Below are 17,984 nucleotides of genomic sequence, written 5' to 3' on the forward strand. Positions count from 1 at the left end.
GTGCCCGACCCGAGTGCCGGATTTCCCGCGTCCCAAAACTGTACACGTGTATCCAATTATGCAGAAGCGCAAAATGAGCGGCAGAACCGAAGATATCGCTGTTCTTCCGCCGATTCCCTGCGCGCCCGACGCTTTCCCGCCCGAAGTTTCCTCGCCCAACGGGGCGTCGGGTGTCAGAGACCGGCGACCTTGGTTCCGTTCCGCTGGCGCAGGAAGGCGATGACGCTAACAGCGGCCGTATCGATATGGTGGCTGACGGCGCGCTCGGCCAAAGTGCCGTTCTTCGTGCGCAGCGCGTCGATCAGGGCGCGGTGTTCCGCGCCCTCCATCTCCGGCCGGTCGTAGACGCGATTGTAGAGCAGCAGATAGGGATGCACCGAGGCCCGGATGCGGCGGATCTCGGCCAGCAGCCGGGCACGGCCCGGAATGCTGCACATATAGTCGTGGAATTCGTCGTGATGGCGCAGCCAGAGCTGCGCGTCATCGGCGGCGCGATCCATGCGCCCGGCCATGATTTCCAGCTCGTGCAGATGCATTTCCGTGCATTTCACGGCCGCGTGCCGTGCCGCCAGCCCTTCGAGCGCGGCGCGCATCTGGAACAATTCCTCCACGTCCTCGGGCTTCAGCGGGGTGACGATGGCGCCGCGGTTGGGCCTGTTGGTGACCAGGCCTTCCGCGTCGAGCTGAACCAGCGCCTCGCGCACGGGCATGCGGCTGATGCCCAGGACTTCGGCGATCTCCGATGGGACGATCTTGGTGCCGCCCGGAATCGCGCCGCCGACGATCTGGTCGCGGATATAGCGATAGGCCTGCTGCTGTGCCGATTGCTGAGCATCACCATCGATGAAGGACATGAAACGCGCTTCTCCCTCTGCCCTGCCGAAAAAGGCCGATTGGATAGGTACATACCCTGCCCGTCCGAAGCAGGGAAGAGCCATGCACGGTGCCCTTGCGGAACATTGCCACGATACAGCCGATGTCGCGACAGGCTCGGCGGTGCCGAGGTCGGTTGACGGCAGAGCGCCACCATGTTTGGATCCAATTATCCATTTATACGGAGCGATCATGCAACAGTTAAAGCCCCTCCGTGCCGGACGCGAGGAAATCTCTCTCGGCATCACCCCGGCGATCAGCCACTATACGGACGCCGTGCGCTTCGGCGACCTTCTGTTCATCTCGGGCATCGTCGCCATCGACGCGGATCTCGAGGTCGTGTCCGACGATGTGGCCGAGCAGGCGGACTACATCTTCGACGTCATCGGACGGATCATGGCCAAGGCCGGCGCGGGCTTCGCCGACGTGCTGCGGGTCACCGTCTATCTGCTCGACGTCGCCGACCGCACGCGGATCAACCCGGTACGCCAGAAATACTTCGGCGACGCCCGCCCCGCGAGCACGCTGATCGGCGTGCGCGAACTCGCCCTGCCGGGCCTCAAGATCGAGGTGGAGGCCGTCGTGGGCCTGCCGGCGTCGGCCTGACCCGCAATCGAGGAAAGCCCCCATGTCCACCGACCACGCCGCGCCGACGATCCTCTTCGGCAAGGTCTTCGACGGTACTCTCGATCCCGCGCTCGACGACGGCGCGGTCGTCATCGCGGGCGAGCGTATCGCCTGGGCAGGGCCGCGCGCGGCCCTGCCCGAGCGCTGGGACCGGCCCGATGCCACCCGCATCGACCGGCCCGGCCGCAGCATCACGCCGGGCCTGATCGACGGCCATACCCATATTTCCTTCGGCAACGCCCGCTCGGAGGAGGAATTGGCCCTCTATACCCCCGTCGAATATCGGGCGATCAAGGCCGGCGTGAACGCGAAACGCGTGCTCCAGGCCGGCGTCACCAGCGCCTTCGACGCGGCGACCACCTATGACGTCGCCGTCAACGTGCGCGATGCCATCGATGCCGGCCTGATCGAGGGGCCGCGCTTCGCCGTCTCCGGCAAGCAGCTGACGACGCATCAGGGCCTCGAGGACTCGTTCCCCAACAACATGGCCTGGCCCCCCGGTCAGGCGGCGGTCCTGATCAAGAGCCGCGACGACCTGATCGAGGCGATCCGTTATCAGATCAAGGACCGGGTGGACTGCATCAAGGTCTCCGGCTCCAACGACCTGATGATCACGCCCGATTCCCTCGACGGTGCCGCCTTCACGGCCGAGGAATTCGCGATGATCGCCGATGAATCCCATCGGCTCGGGCGGATCTGCTCGGTCCATGCCCGTTCGCGGGATGCCTGCCGCGATGCCTCGGCCGCCCGCTTCGACATCCTCTTCCATGCCTCCTATATCGACGACGAAGGCATCGAGAACTGCCTGCGTCACGGCCTGACCATTACGCCGACGCTGACCTTCCTCATGAACATCGTCGATGCCGCGGCCGGCACCCATGCCTCGAGCGCGGCGGACGGCATCCGTCGCGAGCTCGACTCGGCCTTCGAAATGCTGCCCCGCGCCTATCGCGCCGGCGTGCCCATGGTCTGCGGCTCGGAGAGCGGCTGGTGCTACGTGCCCTATGGCGACTGGCACGGGCGCGAGCTTCAGATCTTCGTCGAGCATCTGGGCATGACGCCGATCGAGGCCATCCATGCCGCGACCCTGGCCGCCACCCGCTGTTTCCGGCGCTTCGGCCATGAAGTCGGAAAGATCGAGGCCGGACGCTATGCCGACCTTCTGGTGATCGACGGTGACGTCGGGGCCGACATCACCCTGTTCCAGAAGAAGAGCCGCTTCGATTTCGTCTTCAAGGGCGGCCGTGCCGTCGACCTGACACCGCCGCCCGTCGCGCGCGAATGGTTCTTCGAGCGTCACAAGCTCTTCCTCGACGGGCGCCTGCATTACGACGAGACGCAGGGGACAGGATACGTCACCCGCCTTTGAGCGCCGCGACCTGAAAGCGTCAGGACAAGAAAACGCCGCCCGGACCGAAATCCGGGCGGCGTTTTACGTTCGGCGGAATGCCGCCGGTCAGGCCCCGGCGACGTAACCATCCGGGATGTGATAAGCGCCGCGATTGAGGCCCGCCTGGAACCAGGGCTTCGCCGTCATGGACTGGATGAAGTCCGTGCGCATCGGGCCGAAAGCCGACGGCCAGTGCCCGGCGAGCAGACCATAGACATAGGACCAGCGCTGGACGTGATCGGTCAGGGCGCGCTGGCGCGTCTCCCAGCGATCGAGGGCGGCCGGAATGTCGTCGGTCCCCGTCACCTCGGTGGCCAGCGCCAGAACGTTGACGAAGGCGGTGTTCGCCGCCTGGCCCAGGTTCGGCGGCATGGCATGGGCGGCATCGCCGACGATGGCGACCTTGCCGCTGGACCAGCGCCGGCACACGACGGCGATGATGCGATCCCAGCGCCCCGCCTCGGCGAAACGTTCCACATAGTCGCGGCAATGCGGGAACATGCGGGCCCACAGTTCCCGGTCCACCTTCTTGTCCGACGTCATCTCCTCGACCGGCGCGGCCAGGAAGATGTAGTTCTCGTTGTCGACGCAGGGGTTGAACAGCAGGCGATAGGGGCCGTGCCAATTTTCGGTGATGACGTCGTCCGGATCCCCGTCCTTGCGGTCGATCATCATGCGGATGCCACTTTCGACGCCGAAATCGGCGAAGCGGGAGCAGTTGAGCTGCTCGCGAAGGCGCGACCAGGCGCCATCCGCCGCCAGGATCAGATCGGCCCGACGGACCTCGCCGGTCTCGAGCGTGAGGGTGCCCGAAGGATCGACTCCGGTCACGACGGAGGAGGTCTTGATCTCCACGCCGAGTTCCACAACCCGGTCGATCAGCGCCTGATAGAGATCGGCGCGCGGCGGCAGCAGCAGCTTGTCGCGGTCGTTGAAGGTGCGGCTCATCAGCACCCGCTCGTCCTGATCGACGCAGCGCCATTCCTTGATGTGCTTGGCGCGGCGCACGGCATCGTCATAGGCGCCGACCACCTGGAGCGACTTCAGGCCGTTCTCCCACATCCAGATGCCGGCGCCGAACATGCGCAGATCCGGCGAACGTTCGTGCAGAGTCACCTTCCAGCCGAGCTGCGCCATGCGCGCCGCCGCCATCAGGCCGGTCAGGCCGGCGCCGGCGATTTCCACTGTCTGCGTCTTCATCAAAGCCACTCCCAAAATCAGCGACGTCGGCGATCACGGCCACCGCCGACGCTTCATGTCCGACAGCCGGCGGTCTTCACCGGCTGTGCGCGTGGCGATTTTGTATTTGTGTATCCAATCTGGCAAGGCTAAATGCGCGAAGGACATCGCGAAGACCGCGATGTCCTGCTCGATGGCTCGACGCCCGCCGCGCTGCGGGCGCGACGGCGTCAATCCCGTGTGTCGTAGCCGGCCGGCGTATGCCGCGCCCCCCGGAACAGGCCCGCGTTGAACCATTCCATGCCCGCGACGAGACGCACGAGATCGCTGCGGAGCGGCATGAAGGATGTCGGCCACTTGCCGAGCACCAGATTGTAGATATAGGACCACCATTGCACATGGTCGGTCAGCGGGCGCTGCCGCGCCTCCCACTCGCGCAGGGCGCCGGGAATGTCGTCCAGGGCGCAGCCGTCCACGGCCATGGCCAGGGCCATGGCATTGCTGAACGCCATGTTGGCCGACTGGCCCAGGTTCGGCGGCATGGCATTGGCGGCATCGCCGACGATGGCGACCCGGCCGGACGACCATTCGCGCAGGCGGACGTTGACGATCCGGTCCCAGCGCGACGCCGTGTCGACGCGGGTGAACAGGTCCCCTGCCGCAGGAAATTTCTCCGCCCAGAAATCGACCTCGACAGGGATCACCCGGGCCCGGTCCTCGCCGACGGGCCCACCCAGATAGACATAGTCGGAACCGTCGGTGCAGGGATTGAACATCACCCGCCAGGGGCCGGACCACCATTCGGTTATGACGTCGGTCGGATCGCCCTCGCGGTGATCCACCAGCAGGCGGAAGCCGCCTTCGACGCCATAGTCCATCCACGCCGTGGCGAACAGGCTCTCGCGCAGGCGGGAATAGGCGCCGTCGGCGACGACGACGAGATCCGCCCTGCGTTCCTCCCCGCTCTCCATCACCAGGACGCCTTCCTTGCGGACCGCCGTCGCGACCGACGACGTATGCACCTCGACGCCGTAATATCCGGCCCGTTCGATCAGCGCCTCGTAGAGGTCGGCCCGAGGCGGCAGCAGCAGCCGGTCCCGCCCCTCGCCCAGCAGGATCTGACTCATCAGCAGGCCGCCGTTGCCGTCCTCGATACGCCATTCGCGAATCTTGCGGGCATTGGCCACGGCCTTGTCGTAGGCGCCGAGAATCTTCAGCGCCTTCAGGCCGTTGTCCCACAGCCAGATGCCCGAGCCGAACATGCGCAGGTCGTCGGCCCTCTCGTGCAGCACCACCTTCCATCCGAGTTGGGCGAGGCGCGTACCCAGCGCCAGGCCGGCGAGACCGGCTCCGGCGATTTCGACTTTCTTCTGAGACATGGTTCGTTCCTTTGCGGATGGACGACGGCTGCGGGGAGGATCGCCGGCCGGCGTCGGGCCGGGATCGGCAAACTGTATTTTGTATAAAATTTACCGATGCGCTAAGATCAAAGGCCTCCAGACGGACGCACTGCCAGGTTGTCAAAAGGCCGTGCTGGCGTGGTATCCTTCAATTTCGAAAAGACGCGGACTCACGGAATGCCCAGGACAAAATCGGCGAGTACCCTGCCCGCCCTCGATGCCGCGGGAATGACCGAGCATGAATCGCTGCCGGCCACGATCTACCGACGCCTGAGGGAGGCGATCCTGAGCGGCAATCTGCGTCCGGGCCAGGTTCTGAAGCAGGAAGAGCTCGCCAAGCAGTTCAACACCAGCCGCGTGCCCCTGCGCGAGGCGCTGCAACACCTCCAGGCCGACGGTTTCGTCGTCCTGCGGCCGCGCCGCGGCTATGCCGTCACCGCGCTCGACAGCCAGGAGGTGCTCGGCATCCTTCAGCTTCGGATGCTGATCGAGGGATACGCCGGCTATGTCGCCACCCGCACCCGCACCCAGGCCGACGTCCGTCAGATCGAGGCGACCCTCCGCGAAATGGAGAAATTCCCCTCCCGCGATCTGACCCAAGCCCAGATCGGGCGCTGGCTCGTGCTCAACCGCCGGTTCCACGATCAGCTCTTCGCCGCCTCGCGCCGGCCGGACGTGCAGCAGCTCGCCAGCAACATGGCGGCGAAGATCGACCCCTACATCATGCTGGAATTGAACACGACCCACGACCTGGTCGACGGCCACCATTTCCATCGCGAGATCTTCGAAGCCTTCAAGGCCGGCGACGCGGCCCGCGTCAGCGTGCTCAGCCGGGTGCATTGCGAACTCACCGCGCGCCGCTTCCTGTCCGTCCTTCATGGCAAGGGCCTCCTTCTCGAGGTTTCGGAGCAGCAGGTCACCGATCTCGGTCCCGCCGCCGCGCTCGAGGCCGGCGGCACCGTCGGACTGCCGGACATCGTCGCCGCGCCCCCCGCAGCGACGATGCCCCCCAAGCCGCGAAGCCGCGCGCCCAAGACCGCCCGCTCGGCCTAGGCCGGGTCGCGAGCGACGTCGGGGCCATAGGCGATGTAGCCCATGCCGCCGATCCACTCGGGCACCGGTTCATAGGCCAGGATTTCGGCCGGGGCGCCCTTCATCGCGCCCATGACGGCAATCCAGTTCAGCACTTCGTGGCCGCCATGGCCGCCGCCCTCCTCGATCGAATCGAAGGTCATGGCGCGCAGGCTTTCGACGTCGCCCCGCTCGAAGGCATCCAGCACCTCGCGGTCCCAGGCCTCGTTCACCAGCGGGTGCTGATAGCCGAGCGGCCATTGCTTGCGGTTCATCATGTCGATCTCGTATTGGGCGAGATCGGAATAGAGGGTCGGGTCGCTTTCCAGCACGCCCTTGCCTTCGGTCTGGTAGCGGCGCTGGCGCTGCAGGAAGCTGTCGTCCTCGGGCGCGGTCTCGGTCCAGACCGGCGGCCAGTGGGACAGGCCGCCGGTCGCCAGGAACAGGACCCGGCGGTCGTCCGGCATGGCCTCGACGATGCGGCGCACCGCCACGCCCAGGTCGAAGGCCCGCGCCATGGTCGGCAGCGGTGGCGAGAAGACGTTGATGAAGATCGGCACCACCGGAATGTCGAACTGGGGCCGGAAGAACTTCAGCGGCACCAGGAGATTGTTGCCGTATTCGATCTCGCCCATGCGGGTCATGTCGAAGCCCGCGCGGGTCAGTTCGCGCAGCAGGTGCTCCGCCGTCTCCGGCTCGCCGGGGATCACCGCCTTCTCGTCGAAGCGCAGCGCCTTCATCATGTAGTCGGCCGGTCCGGCGTGGCTGGGGGCGATGCCGATGGCCAGCGCCGGCATCAGGGTCCGGAAGTGGTTCTCGAAGTGATCGTCCAGGAAGGCGATGATCAAGTCCGGCTTGTCCGCCTCGAGACGGCGCGCGTATTCGGCATTGGCGGCGTCGATCTTGCGCCGCACCTCCGCAGGGGGCGAATCCGGCCAGCCGACGGCCCCTGGCGGATGGGACATGCTGAAGGCTCCGATCACTCTGCTCATCGCTCACTCCTTCGGCGTCATGGCGCGCATCGCGGCGCTCGGCTCTACTAGAGAATATTGTATTCAAAATATCCGCCAGAAAAAAGGCGGATCGGTGAATGAATTCAGCCGGCCTCCCCCGCCGCCCGGCGCCGCTCGCCGGCGGCGAGACGCATACGGAACAGGGCCGCCAAGACGGGCAGGCAGACGGCGGCGACCACGAAGGCGGGGCCGAAGCCCGCCCGCTCGATGAGGGCGCCGAGGGCCGTCACGCCCAGGGCCTGGCCGGTGAAGAAACAGGCGGCGAAGACCGAGATCGCGACGCCGCGCGCCTCCGGCGCCATCTGGGTCGCCTTGGTCTGCATCGTGTTGTGAAACAGATAATAGCCGAGCCCGCAGGCGGCGACGGGCAGCGGCAGGAGCCAGGCCGGCGGATGGATCACCAGGCTGCCGAAGGCGGCCGCCAGCAGCAGGCTGCCGGTGGTGATCATCCGCCCCTCGCCCAGCAGGCGCACGATTCTCGGTGCGAAACTCGTATAGAGCAGGGCCCCGATCCCGAACGCCGCGAGGCAGAGACCGACGAAATCATAGTCGAGACCGTATTCCCGCCGGATCAGGGCGCCGACATAGGTGAAGGCGCCGAAGAACAGAAACCCTTCGAAGAACACGGTGATCACCACCTGGCGCACCCGCGCGCGGCGCGCCAGGGCGCCATAGGTCGCGAACAATCCCGCGATGCCGCCCCTGGCGCCGGAAGGCACCGGCGCCCGCCCCCGTGGCCCGAACACGATCAGCAGTACGCCGATCACGACATAGACCACGGCAAGCGCGACGAAGACCCCGCGCCAGCCGAGATGAAGCCCGAGGATGCCCCCGGCGGCCTGCCCGGTGATGATGCCGAGCACCTGGCCCGAGAGAAAGCGCGCCAGCACGGACTGCCGCTTTTCATAGGGCACGTGATCGCCGATATGGGCAAGGGACAGGGGAATGATCGCCGCCGACAGGGCCCCGGCGACCAGCCGGGCGAGGCCGAGGGCGGCGATGTCGGTCGCGAAGGCGCAAAGCAGCGTGGCGAAACCGCCGACGAAGGTGGCGACGGAAATCAGCCGGTATTTGCCGTAGCGATCCCCCATCGGTCCCCAGAACACCTGACACAGGCCATAGGCCAGGGTGAAGCCGGTGGCGACGACCGCCGCCTCGTCGACGCCGACATGAAGCTCTTCGGCCACCTGGGGCAGCAGGGGATCGGCGATCCGGGTGCCGGCGGTGGTGGCGAAGGCGGCGGCGCTCAGCATGGCGATGAAGCGGAAGGACGCGGGGCCGCCCGTGCCCTCCCGCGCGGTAACGTCAGACGTCATGATCTAAAGTCCCAGATAGGCTTGCCTGACCCGGTCGTCGGCCAGCAGATCGGCCGCGCGACCCGACAGCGCGATCTCACCGGTTTCGAGAACGAAGGCGGTATCGGAAATTTCGAGCGTGCTGCGCACGTTCTGTTCGACCAGCATGATGGTGACGCCGGTCGCCCGGATCTCCTCGATCATGCGGAACAGATCGGCGACGGCCTGGGGCGAAAGGCCGAGGCTCGGTTCGTCGAGGAGAAGGAGTTTCGGTTCGGACATCAGGCCCCGCGCGATCGCCAGGAGCTGCTGCTGGCCGCCGGAAAGGGTGCCCGCCAACTGGCGCCGACGTTCCTTCAGGATCGGGTAGCGGTCGTAGAGCGTGGCCGCCAGTTCGACGCGGCGCGCCCTGACGCGCGGCGTGAACGCGCCGATCAGCAGGTTCTCCTCGACCGTGAAGTCGGGGAACACCATGCGTCCTTCCGGCACCAGGGCGATGCCCGCCTCGACCCGATGGGCGGCGTCGGCATCGGTGAATTCCCTGTAGTCGTAGACCAGATTGCCCCGGCGCACCGGCAGGAGCCCCGCAATGACCCGCAGCAGGGTGGTCTTGCCCGCGCCATTGCTGCCGATCAGGGCGGTGACGCCCCCGGTCCGCACCTTCAGCGACACGCCGTGCAGGACCCGGACTTCGCCATAGCCGGCATGGATGCCGTCGAGTTCCAGGATATGGCCGCTCATGCCTGCGCTCCGAGATATGCCTGGATCACCTTCTCGTCCCGGATCACCACTTCGGGCGGGCCCTCGCCGATCTTCTCGCCGTGATGCATCACGACGATCCGCTGGCAGAGCTGCATCATCGCCCTCAGGTTATGTTCGACCACCAGCATGGTGGTGCCCCGCGTCTCATGCACCTGGCGCAGCATGTCGAGGGCGCCCGCCGCCTCGATCGGCGTCAGGCCGGCCATCACCTCGTCCAGCATCAGGAGCTTCGGCCGGGACGCGAGCGCGCGCGCCACCTCGAGGCGCTTGCGCCCCGCCAGGGTGAGTTCGCCGGCCAGCTTGTCGCGCATGGCCGAAAGGCCCATCTCCGCCAGCACCGCATCGGTTTCGGCCGCGACCTCGCGGGCCGACGGCGTGCGCCGCCGCGCCCCGTAGAGCACGCCGACGGCGACATTCTCGGCGACCGTCATGCCGGGAAAGGGCTTCACGATCTGGAACGTCCGGCCGATGCCGCGCCGGCAGATTTCGTCGGGGCGCCGCCCCTCGATCGCGCACCCCTCGAAGCGGACGCGGCCCGAGGTCGGCGCCATGGCCCCGCTGATCAGGTTGAACAGGGTCGTCTTGCCGGCGCCATTGGCCCCCATCAGGCCGACGATCTCGCCCTGGGCCAGGGTGAAGCTGACGTCGCTCACCGCCACCAGGCCGCCGAACACCTTGCCGACGGCCTCGACCTCGAGCAGCGCGGTCATGGCGTCGTCTCCCCGGGCACGGCCTTCCGCGACCGCCGGGCGAGGCGCTTGACGGCCGTGCCGTAGATCCCCTCCGGCATGCGCAGCACGACGAAGACCAGCACGACGCCGAGGATGACCGTGTAGAGCTCGGGCGCCGAATCCCACAGCAGTTCCGATAGGATGTTGAGGAATAGGGCACCGATCAGCGGCCCCCAGGGATTGTCGCTGCCGCCCGCCACGCACATGGTGATGATGGTCAGCGAAAGCTGCGGGCTGAACATCTGCAGCGGCTCGAAATAGCCGGTCCGGCAGATCATCAGCGCGCCGACCACGCCCGGGACCAGGGCCGACAGGCCGAAGGCGCCGACCTTCAGCCAGCGGACGCGGATGCCCGTCATCTCGGCCGCGACCTCGTTCTCGCGGATCGCGCGCAGGCCGACGCCGAAGCGGCTGTAGCGCGCGACCAGGGCCATGACGAAGGCGATGGCGGCAAGCCCGACCGCCATGCGGTAGATGTCGACCGGTTCGGGCGTGCCGATCATCAGGCGCCCGAACTTGCCGAGACTCGCCTCGATGTTGATCACCGCGTATTTCACGAATTCGGCGACGCCGAGGGTGAGGATCACGAAATAGGGCCCCCGCACCCGCAGGCACGGCCCGCCGACGATCAGCGCCAGCAGGCCACTGGTGAAACCCGCGGCGACGAGGCCGAACCAGAAGGGCACCGCCCCCCAGGTCAGGATGAAGACATAGGCGCCGGCCCCGACGAAGGCGGCATGTCCCAGCGAGACATAGCCGGTATAGCCCGACAGGATCACCCAGCTCTGGACCAGGGCGATCCAGAGCACCAGGGTCGTGGCGAATTCGATGCCATAGTCGCCGGCCATGCCGGGGACGACGAAGGCCGCGAGCAGGGCGACGACGAGCGCGCCGCCGATGGGGCCGGCGAACCAGGACGGGGCTTTCATCAGTGCGCCCCCTTTCTGCCGAACAGGCCCTGGGGCCGCAGCATGAGAACCGCGATGAAGACCCCGTAGATCAGGAGATCGCGGAAGTTCGGCCCGGTGAGCGCGATGCCGGCGGTCTCGAGCAGGCCGACGACGAGCCCGCCGATGATGGCACCGTTAATGTTGCCGAGGCCGCCCAGGATGATCACCACGAAGCCGACCGTGGTATAGGGCCCACCCATGAAGGGCGTCACCGCCTGATACATGCTGATGACCGCGCCGGCCAGCCCGGCCAGGGCGAAGCCGACCACGCTGGCGAAGGTGAAGGCGAAATCGACGTTGATGCCGACGATCGCCGAGGCGGCGCGATTCTGGATCAGGGCACGGACGCCCAGCCCCCAGATCGAAAACTTGAGGAAGGCGAGAACCGCGCCGATCGCCACCACCGCGACGGCGAGGGCGACCAGCCGGCTCTCGGTGACCGCGATGCCGCCGAATTCGACGATGCCGTCGAAATAGCGATAGGCCCGGGGCGTCCCGCTGAACAGCAGCGACGCGGAATTCTGCACGACCATGGAGATGCCGAAGAAGACGAGGAGCGACGAGCCTTCGACGGCATCCCCCTGCACCCGCCGCAACAGCCCCGCGAACATGCCGCGATAGAGCAGCAGCCCGAACAGGCCCGAGACGGCGGGAGCAATCAGGAAGGATACATAGGGGGGGACATCGGCCAGAGTGAACAGCCAGAAGCTGATATAGGCGCCGACCATCGCCATGTCGCCGTGACCGATGTTCAGCAGCCGCATGGTGCCGTAGATCAGGTTGAGGCTGACGGCGATCAAGGCATAGATGGCCCCGGTCGTCAGCCCCACGAAGACGAGTTGCGCAATCACCGATACCACCCCCTACGCGGGTCATTCAACGCCGGCGCGGCCGATCAGGACCATCCCTGCTTGGGCTTGAAGGTCGCGGTCGCGATTTCCTTCGGCCAGACGATCTCGAGTTCGCCGTTCTGGACCTGCAGGAGACCGGGCTTGGTGGCGACATTGTCGTTGCCGTCGAATTTGATCGGGCCCTTGATCGTATCGAAGGTATCGGTCGAGATCACCTCGCGGAGCTTCTCGTGGTCCAGGCCGACCTTGGCCACCGCCTGCTCCAGGATCTCGCACGAGGCATAGGAGATCACGGAATCGAGGTAGTCCGGCTTCTCGTTCCACTTCGCCATGTAGGCGTCGTAGAAGGGCTTGGCCTTCGGCCACGCCGTCTGGCTGGGCGACCATTCGCCGATGGTCATCAGGCCCTCGAGATCGGCGCCCGTATACTGCTGCGAGAAGAAGGGCAGCGCCGGTCCGATGAACAGGAGCTGCATGGGTACGTCGATCTTCATCTCCCGCGCGGTCTTCACGTAGAGCGCGGAATCGAGCGGATAGGACAGGCCCAGCACCGCCTTCGATCCGGCCGCCTTCACGGACCCGACCATGGCGGTCATATCGGTGATCGAGTTCGGATATTCGTCGTTCGCGTCGAGCCGGATGCCTGCCTTCTCCAGCTCCGGCGTCAGGAACTTCTTGAATTCCAGCGATGCGGGAAGCTGCAGGGTCAGCATCGAGGCGGAATCGATGCCGACGGACTGCATGAACTTCACCATCTCGGGGGCATAGACGTCCGGCGCCTGCTGGCCTGCCCACATGTATTTGACCCCCAGATCGCGCAGCAGCGTCGAATTGGAGGTGGAACCGACGATGGGGAACTTATGGCGTTCCGCGACCGGCCCGAGAGCCAGATGGAACGGGGTGCCATAGGGCGAGAGCAGCAGATCGACCTTATCCTGCGTGATCATCTTCTGATAGATCTGCACCGTCTTCGACGGTTCGGACTGGTCGTCGTAGCTGATGAATTCGATGGGCCGGGGCTCCGAGCCCGCGATCTTCAGGCCGCCAGCCGCGTTGACCTGGTCGCGCCACAGTTCGTAGGCCTGATAGGCCACCGGACAGGCGACACCCAGATAGCCGGTCTTCGGCATGGTGAAGCCGATCTTCACGGGTTCCACCGCGCGCGCGCGCCGATGAATGGCGAAGGACGCCCCGGTGGCCGCCGCGCCGGCTAGTACCGTCCTGCGGGTGATCTTGCGATTTTTCGTGCCCATGTCATGCCCCTTGCTGGCGCGGGCGCCGCCCGTTACGGGGAACGCACCGCTCGGTTGATCCGGATACGCCTGACTTTCGATCTCCCAGGCCAAGGCAGGGGGCCGGCCGCGGCCGGCCCCGCCGTACCGTCAGACGACGGCGATACAGTCGATTTCCACCAGCATCTCCTCGTGGGACAGGCCGGAGCCGACCAGGGTGCGCGGCGGCGGATTCTCGCGGCCGAAATAGTGGAAGATGGCTTCGTTCAACTGGTTCTGAAGCGACATGTCCGTCAGATAGACGGTCATCTTCACCACGGACTGGAGGGTGCCGCCCGCCGCCTCCAGGACCATGATCAGATTGGCCATGGTCCGGTCGAACTGTTCGCGAAAGCCGCCGGCCACCCATTCCTTCTCTTCCTCGGGCACATGGGGGTGCTTGTGGTAGAGGGGGACGGGGCCGTTGCCCGCGATCCAGAGAATCCTGCCGCCTTCGCTCGTCACCGCCGGCAGAAACGGCATATTGTATTCAGGAAGCGGCTCTTTCGGGTGGATGGGCTTGATCTCGACCATGTGTCACATCTTTCTGCACTGGAAGTTATGGATCGGCTTTCGCGGACTGCCGTACGCCCGGGCCGTGCCGGCGCCAAACCTGAAAAAATCGTGTCATTCTCCATCTCGACCGTCAATCCATTTTTGAATACAATCTTCTATATTCAAGTGGTGGCGGAACCTGTCACGAGGCCCTGGACCGCTCGAACCGGATCGCATCGCCGCCCATCGGGCGGCATCTGTTGGAGTAGAGAGATGTCGGCATATCCCGCCTGGAGCACCTATTCCCCGAAGGACCTGCACGGCCAGTACATCGTGCGCGAACAGGTGCCGGACTTCCGGTCCTTCCTCGACCGCTGGCGCGACACCAGCAAGCCGGTCCGGGCCGAGTTTTCGGATCATCTCGACATCCGCTTCGGCGATCACCCGGCCGAGACGCTGGACGTTCTACTGCCGAAGACCTGGGCCCCGGGCACGCCGGTCCAGGTGCTCTTCCACGGCGGCTACTGGCGCGCCCTGCACAAGGACGAATATGCCTTCGTCGCCCTGCCCGGCCTCCGCGCCGGCATCGGCGCCGTGATCGTCAACTACGAGCTCTGCCCGAATGTTTCGATGGCCGAGCTGGTCGCCCAATGCCAGCGCGGCTTTGCCTGGACCGTGCGCAACATCGCCCAATTCGGCGGCGATCCCGGCAACCTCTATCTCTCGGGCCATTCCGCCGGCGGGCACCTGGTCGGTTCCATGCTGCAGACCGACTGGAAGACCTTCGGCCTCGGCGATTTCGCCATCCGGGGCGCCTGCGCGCTGTCCGGCCTCTTCGACCTGACGCCGATCCCCTCGGTCGCCAACCTTCAGGACGACATCCACCTGACGCCCGAGGAAGTGACGGCGCTCAGCCCCATGGTCCACCCGATCGCCAACGTCGTGCCCCTGGTCCTCGCCAATGGCGCGCTCGAAACCACCGAGTTCCATCGCCAGACGGCGGAATATGCCGACTATGCGCGCAGCAGCGGTGCCATCGTCGATTTCCACGATGTCGAGGGCCGTCATCACTATTCGGTGGTGGACGCCCTGGCCGATGCCGATCATCCGCTGTGCCACGCCTGGCACCGCGCCGTGCTCGGCGGCTCGATCGGCTGATGGCCGGGCCCTTCCGCGCCGAGATCGCCGGCGGCGGCATCTGTGGCCTGGCCACGGCCGCCGCCCTGGCGCGGGCGGGCTGGCGCGTCCGCGTCCACGAACGCCAGAGCGCGCTGCGCACCATCGGCGCCGGCCTCTATATCTGGGAGAATGGTCTCCGCGTGCTCGAAGTCCTCGGCTGCTACGACGCCGTGATCCGGGACGGCCACCGGGGGTCGGTCTTCGAGATCCGGGACTGCGACGGCGGCATCGTCGATCCGGGCCATCTGCCGCCTTCGATGCGCGTCTATACCGTGCCTCGGGAATGGGTGCTGGGCGGCCTGCGCGGCGCGGCGGTCGCGGCCGGGGCCGAGATCGAGGTCTCATCCCAGGCGGTGGGGGCATCCGAGGAGGGCCGCCTCGACCTCGCGGACGGACGCCGGCTCGAGGCGGACCTCGTCATCGGGGCGGAGGGGGTGCGCTCCCGCGTCCGCGACAGCCTCGGCCTGCTCCGGGTCGACGACACCACGGCCGAAGGCTCCATCCGCCTGATCGTGCCGATCCGGGACGACGACTTCTCGGATGCCGATCGGGGCAAATACATCGAACAATGGGCCGGCCACCGCCGCCTGCTGATCACGCCCATCAACCGCCGCGAAACCTATCTCGCCTTCAGTGCGCTCGACTCGGACCCCGGATGCCGGCTACCGCTCGACCGTGACGACTGGAAGGCCGCCTTCCCCATGTGGTCGCATCTGATCGACCGGGTGACCGACGACATGGGCCATTGGGACGTCTACAGCATCATCAAGCTGAAGGCCTGGTCGGTCGGCCATGTCGCCGTGATCGGCGACGCCGCCCACGCCCAGCCGCCCAATCTGGGTCAAGGCGCGGGGATGGCGATGCAGAACGCCCTCGCCCTCGCGCATCTGCTGGACGGCATTCGCGACCGGAGCGAGATCCCGGCACGGCTTCGGGCCTGGGAAGCGTCGGAACGGCCGATCGTCGAACATTGCCAGAAATATTCGGCGCTCTACGGCGAGGTGATCCATATGCCCGAGATGCTGCGCCGGCGCGCCTTCGCCGCCGGCATGAACGATCCCTGGCTTTCGGCGCAATTCTTCAAACCCGCCCTGCATCACCCGACCGGCTGCCCCTGACCGGCTGTCCCTCCTGACCGTTCCCCACCGGTGGGGGCACGACGACGGCGGCGGTCGACAGCAGGGCCGCCCCGGCCAGCAGGACGGCGCCCGCGGCGAACAGCCAGGAAAAGCCGACGAAGCCGGCCAACAGTCCGACCGCCAGCGCGCCGATCGCCATGCCCGTATCGAAGGCGTTGAAGAACAGGCCGTTGGCCCGTGCCCCTTCCGTCTTGGGAAAGATCATCACCATCCAGGCCTGGACCGCGGGCTCGACGATGCCGAAGCCGGCGCCGAACAGGGCGGCGGCGGCGAACAGGCCCACCGTCCCCTCCAATCCCGCCAGCACGGCATAGCCGCCCGCCGCGAACAGGAAGCCGGGAACCAATACATGGCGCAGGCCCCGGCGGTCCTGGACATGGCCGGCGGGATAGCGCACCACGACGGCGGCGAGCGCCTGGACCAGAAAATAGACCCCGGCATCGGCAATCCCCAGGCTGACGGCATAGACCGGCAGAAACGACATGGTGGTGCCATAGCAGAGCGACATCAGCATGATCGCCGCCACCGGCGCCGCCGGGCGAACTCCCGCGCCGGGCCGGCCCCGGCGCTCGACGCGCGCAGGCCCGGCCCCGGTGGCGGCTGCCCCTTTGGCGGCCCGCGTCTCGGCGGCCGGCAGCACCACGGCGAGCGCGACCGCGACCATCGCCAGCGCGATGCCCGCATTCGCGGTATTGCCGCCCCAGTCGACATAGACGATGAAGCCGGCGAACGGCCCCGCCACCATGGCGAAGGTCGTGCCGATGCCGAAGAGACCGACGGCCCGCCCCATCCGCTCGTTCGGCACGGCGGCCAGAACCCAGGCGTTCAGGGCCGTGGTCGAAAGCCCGTAGCCGATCCCGAAGACCGTCCGCGCCACCAGGACCAGGCCGACTTCCTGGGCGACGAGTTGCAGGATCAGCGCCACGCCTTCGAAGATCATGGCCGCGACGGCGATCGCCTTCAGGCCGAAACGGCCGGCCAGCCGGCCGCCGACGACGCGCGCGGCAAGGGCGGCGCCGACCATGGCCGCCATGGCCACCCCCATGGCGGCACTGCCGCCGCCCAGGTCGCCGATCAGCAGCGACACCACCGGAAAGCAGAATTCCAGCGCCATGAAGGAAAAGAAGTTGGCGAGGAAGAGCAGCCAGAAGCCGGGCCCGAACGAATAAGCAGTCAAGGCCGGCATACAGCGTCTCTCCCTCGCCCGGTTTGGCGCCATACCGACGGACCGCCGCCATGGATCGCGGGTCCCCCGGATGGCATTTTTGAATACAATATAAATTAAACGCACTGTCAACGATGCCCGCGCGAGGCCCCACCGAAGGCCGTCTCGCAGGGTGTCTGCTATCCGGTGGCGACTCGTCCGATCGGCCGACGGACGACGGACGACCGACGGCGGCGCCACCGGCACCGACTGGGGCATCGCACGCCACTATTCCCCGCCCGAACTGAACAACACGGAATTCGGCCTCGACCACATTCACTGTCGGGGCCGCCTGCCGTTCCTTCGCACGACGCCGGCCAATCGCAGCCCTGGAACCGGCAAGGTCTTGGCCTGCCATTCCGGTGAAGCTTTCGGCACCCGCATCTTCACCGAATGCGCGACCGGCAAATCGGCCCCCGGCCCAGGAGGGGCAGACCGAATATCTCTGGGTCCACATCGGCCATCTGCGCGACAAGCTGGAGCCCGCCCCTCCCGACCGCGCTTCATCCTGATCGAACCCGGCATCGGCTACCGCCTGGTCCGCGCGGAAGAAG

General features: G+C 66.7%; 17 protein-coding genes. 5 read left to right on the forward strand and 12 right to left on the reverse strand.

Annotated elements, in window-relative coordinates; all coding sequences use genetic code 11:
• Positions 1–173: 173 nt before the first annotated feature.
• Complete coding sequence (locus L2U69_RS17050) at positions 174–854, reverse strand: GntR family transcriptional regulator (protein ID WP_236108339.1); 681 nt, start codon at positions 852–854, stop codon at positions 174–176.
• Between the two features lie 211 nt (positions 855–1,065).
• Here L2U69_RS17050 and L2U69_RS17055 point away from each other — a divergent pair, with 211 nt between their 5' ends.
• Positions 1,066–1,479 carry a RidA family protein gene (locus L2U69_RS17055; RefSeq protein ID WP_236108340.1) on the forward strand — a complete coding sequence of 138 codons (414 nt, stop codon included), beginning with the start codon at positions 1,066–1,068 and terminating at the stop codon, positions 1,477–1,479.
• A 22-nt stretch (positions 1,480–1,501) separates the two neighbouring features.
• Positions 1,502–2,869, forward strand: coding sequence for a metal-dependent hydrolase family protein (locus tag L2U69_RS17060; protein WP_236108341.1), 1,368 nt, complete (start codon positions 1,502–1,504; stop codon positions 2,867–2,869).
• Positions 2,870–2,956: 87 nt separating this feature from the next.
• On the opposite strand, the gene L2U69_RS17065 is transcribed toward L2U69_RS17060, so the two are convergent.
• Positions 2,957–4,090: an FAD-dependent oxidoreductase gene (locus tag L2U69_RS17065; RefSeq protein WP_236108342.1), complete on the reverse strand. Its 1,134-nt coding sequence runs from the start codon at positions 4,088–4,090 to the stop codon at positions 2,957–2,959.
• Positions 4,091–4,299: 209 nt separating this feature from the next.
• A complete protein-coding gene (locus L2U69_RS17070; protein WP_236108343.1) occupies positions 4,300–5,448 on the reverse strand; it encodes an FAD-dependent oxidoreductase in 1,149 nt (382 codons plus the stop codon).
• Between the two features lie 249 nt (positions 5,449–5,697).
• Here L2U69_RS17070 and L2U69_RS17075 point away from each other — a divergent pair, with 249 nt between their 5' ends.
• Positions 5,698–6,522, forward strand: coding sequence for a GntR family transcriptional regulator (locus L2U69_RS17075; protein WP_236108344.1), 825 nt, complete (start codon positions 5,698–5,700; stop codon positions 6,520–6,522).
• On the opposite strand, the gene L2U69_RS17080 is transcribed toward L2U69_RS17075, so the two are convergent.
• From L2U69_RS17080 to L2U69_RS17115, 8 genes are all read right to left on the reverse strand, one after another.
• Complete coding sequence (locus tag L2U69_RS17080) at positions 6,519–7,532, reverse strand: DODA-type extradiol aromatic ring-opening family dioxygenase (RefSeq protein ID WP_236108345.1); 1,014 nt, start codon at positions 7,530–7,532, stop codon at positions 6,519–6,521. The two genes, L2U69_RS17075 and L2U69_RS17080, sit on opposite strands and share 4 nt — an antisense overlap.
• Positions 7,533–7,636: 104 nt before the next feature.
• Positions 7,637–8,869, reverse strand: a complete 1,233-nt coding sequence (locus tag L2U69_RS17085; RefSeq protein ID WP_236108346.1) for an MFS transporter — start codon at positions 8,867–8,869, stop codon at positions 7,637–7,639.
• A gap of 3 nt (positions 8,870–8,872) precedes the next feature.
• Entirely contained in the window at positions 8,873–9,589 is a 717-nt protein-coding gene (locus L2U69_RS17090; RefSeq protein ID WP_236108347.1) for an ABC transporter ATP-binding protein, read from the reverse strand.
• Positions 9,586–10,320, reverse strand: a complete 735-nt coding sequence (locus tag L2U69_RS17095) for an ABC transporter ATP-binding protein (protein ID WP_236108348.1) — start codon at positions 10,318–10,320, stop codon at positions 9,586–9,588. Before L2U69_RS17095 ends, L2U69_RS17090 begins: the two co-directional genes overlap by 4 nt.
• Positions 10,317–11,270, reverse strand: a complete 954-nt coding sequence (locus L2U69_RS17100; RefSeq protein WP_236108349.1) for a branched-chain amino acid ABC transporter permease — start codon at positions 11,268–11,270, stop codon at positions 10,317–10,319. Before L2U69_RS17100 ends, L2U69_RS17095 begins: the two co-directional genes overlap by 4 nt.
• On the reverse strand, positions 11,270–12,142 hold the full coding sequence (locus tag L2U69_RS17105) for a branched-chain amino acid ABC transporter permease (protein WP_236108350.1): 873 nt from the start codon (positions 12,140–12,142) through the stop codon (positions 11,270–11,272). Before L2U69_RS17105 ends, L2U69_RS17100 begins: the two co-directional genes overlap by 1 nt.
• Before the next feature lie 44 nt (positions 12,143–12,186).
• The gene (locus L2U69_RS17110; protein WP_236108351.1) at positions 12,187–13,395 is read right to left on the reverse strand and encodes an amino acid ABC transporter substrate-binding protein; all 1,209 of its coding nucleotides are present in this window, start codon (positions 13,393–13,395) and stop codon (positions 12,187–12,189) included.
• 129 nt (positions 13,396–13,524) lie between these two features.
• The gene (locus L2U69_RS17115) at positions 13,525–13,947 is read right to left on the reverse strand and encodes a RidA family protein (RefSeq protein WP_236108352.1); all 423 of its coding nucleotides are present in this window, start codon (positions 13,945–13,947) and stop codon (positions 13,525–13,527) included.
• A 234-nt stretch (positions 13,948–14,181) separates the two neighbouring features.
• Between L2U69_RS17115 and L2U69_RS17120 the strand changes: the two genes are divergently transcribed.
• Positions 14,182–15,066: an alpha/beta hydrolase gene (locus L2U69_RS17120; protein WP_236108353.1), complete on the forward strand. Its 885-nt coding sequence runs from the start codon at positions 14,182–14,184 to the stop codon at positions 15,064–15,066.
• Positions 15,066–16,205: an FAD-dependent oxidoreductase gene (locus L2U69_RS17125; protein WP_236108354.1), complete on the forward strand. Its 1,140-nt coding sequence runs from the start codon at positions 15,066–15,068 to the stop codon at positions 16,203–16,205. The genes L2U69_RS17120 and L2U69_RS17125 overlap by 1 nt, the downstream gene beginning before the upstream one ends.
• Here the strand turns inward: L2U69_RS17125 and L2U69_RS17130 are convergent.
• Positions 16,168–17,412, reverse strand: a complete 1,245-nt coding sequence (locus tag L2U69_RS17130; RefSeq protein WP_236108355.1) for an MFS transporter — start codon at positions 17,410–17,412, stop codon at positions 16,168–16,170. The genes L2U69_RS17125 and L2U69_RS17130 overlap by 38 nt on opposite strands.
• Positions 17,413–17,984 lie beyond the last annotated feature (572 nt).

Origin of the sequence: Zavarzinia marina, from assembly GCF_021568905.1 — a bacterium.
GTDB classification, from domain to species: Bacteria; Pseudomonadota; Alphaproteobacteria; order Zavarziniales; family Zavarziniaceae; genus Zavarzinia; species Zavarzinia marina.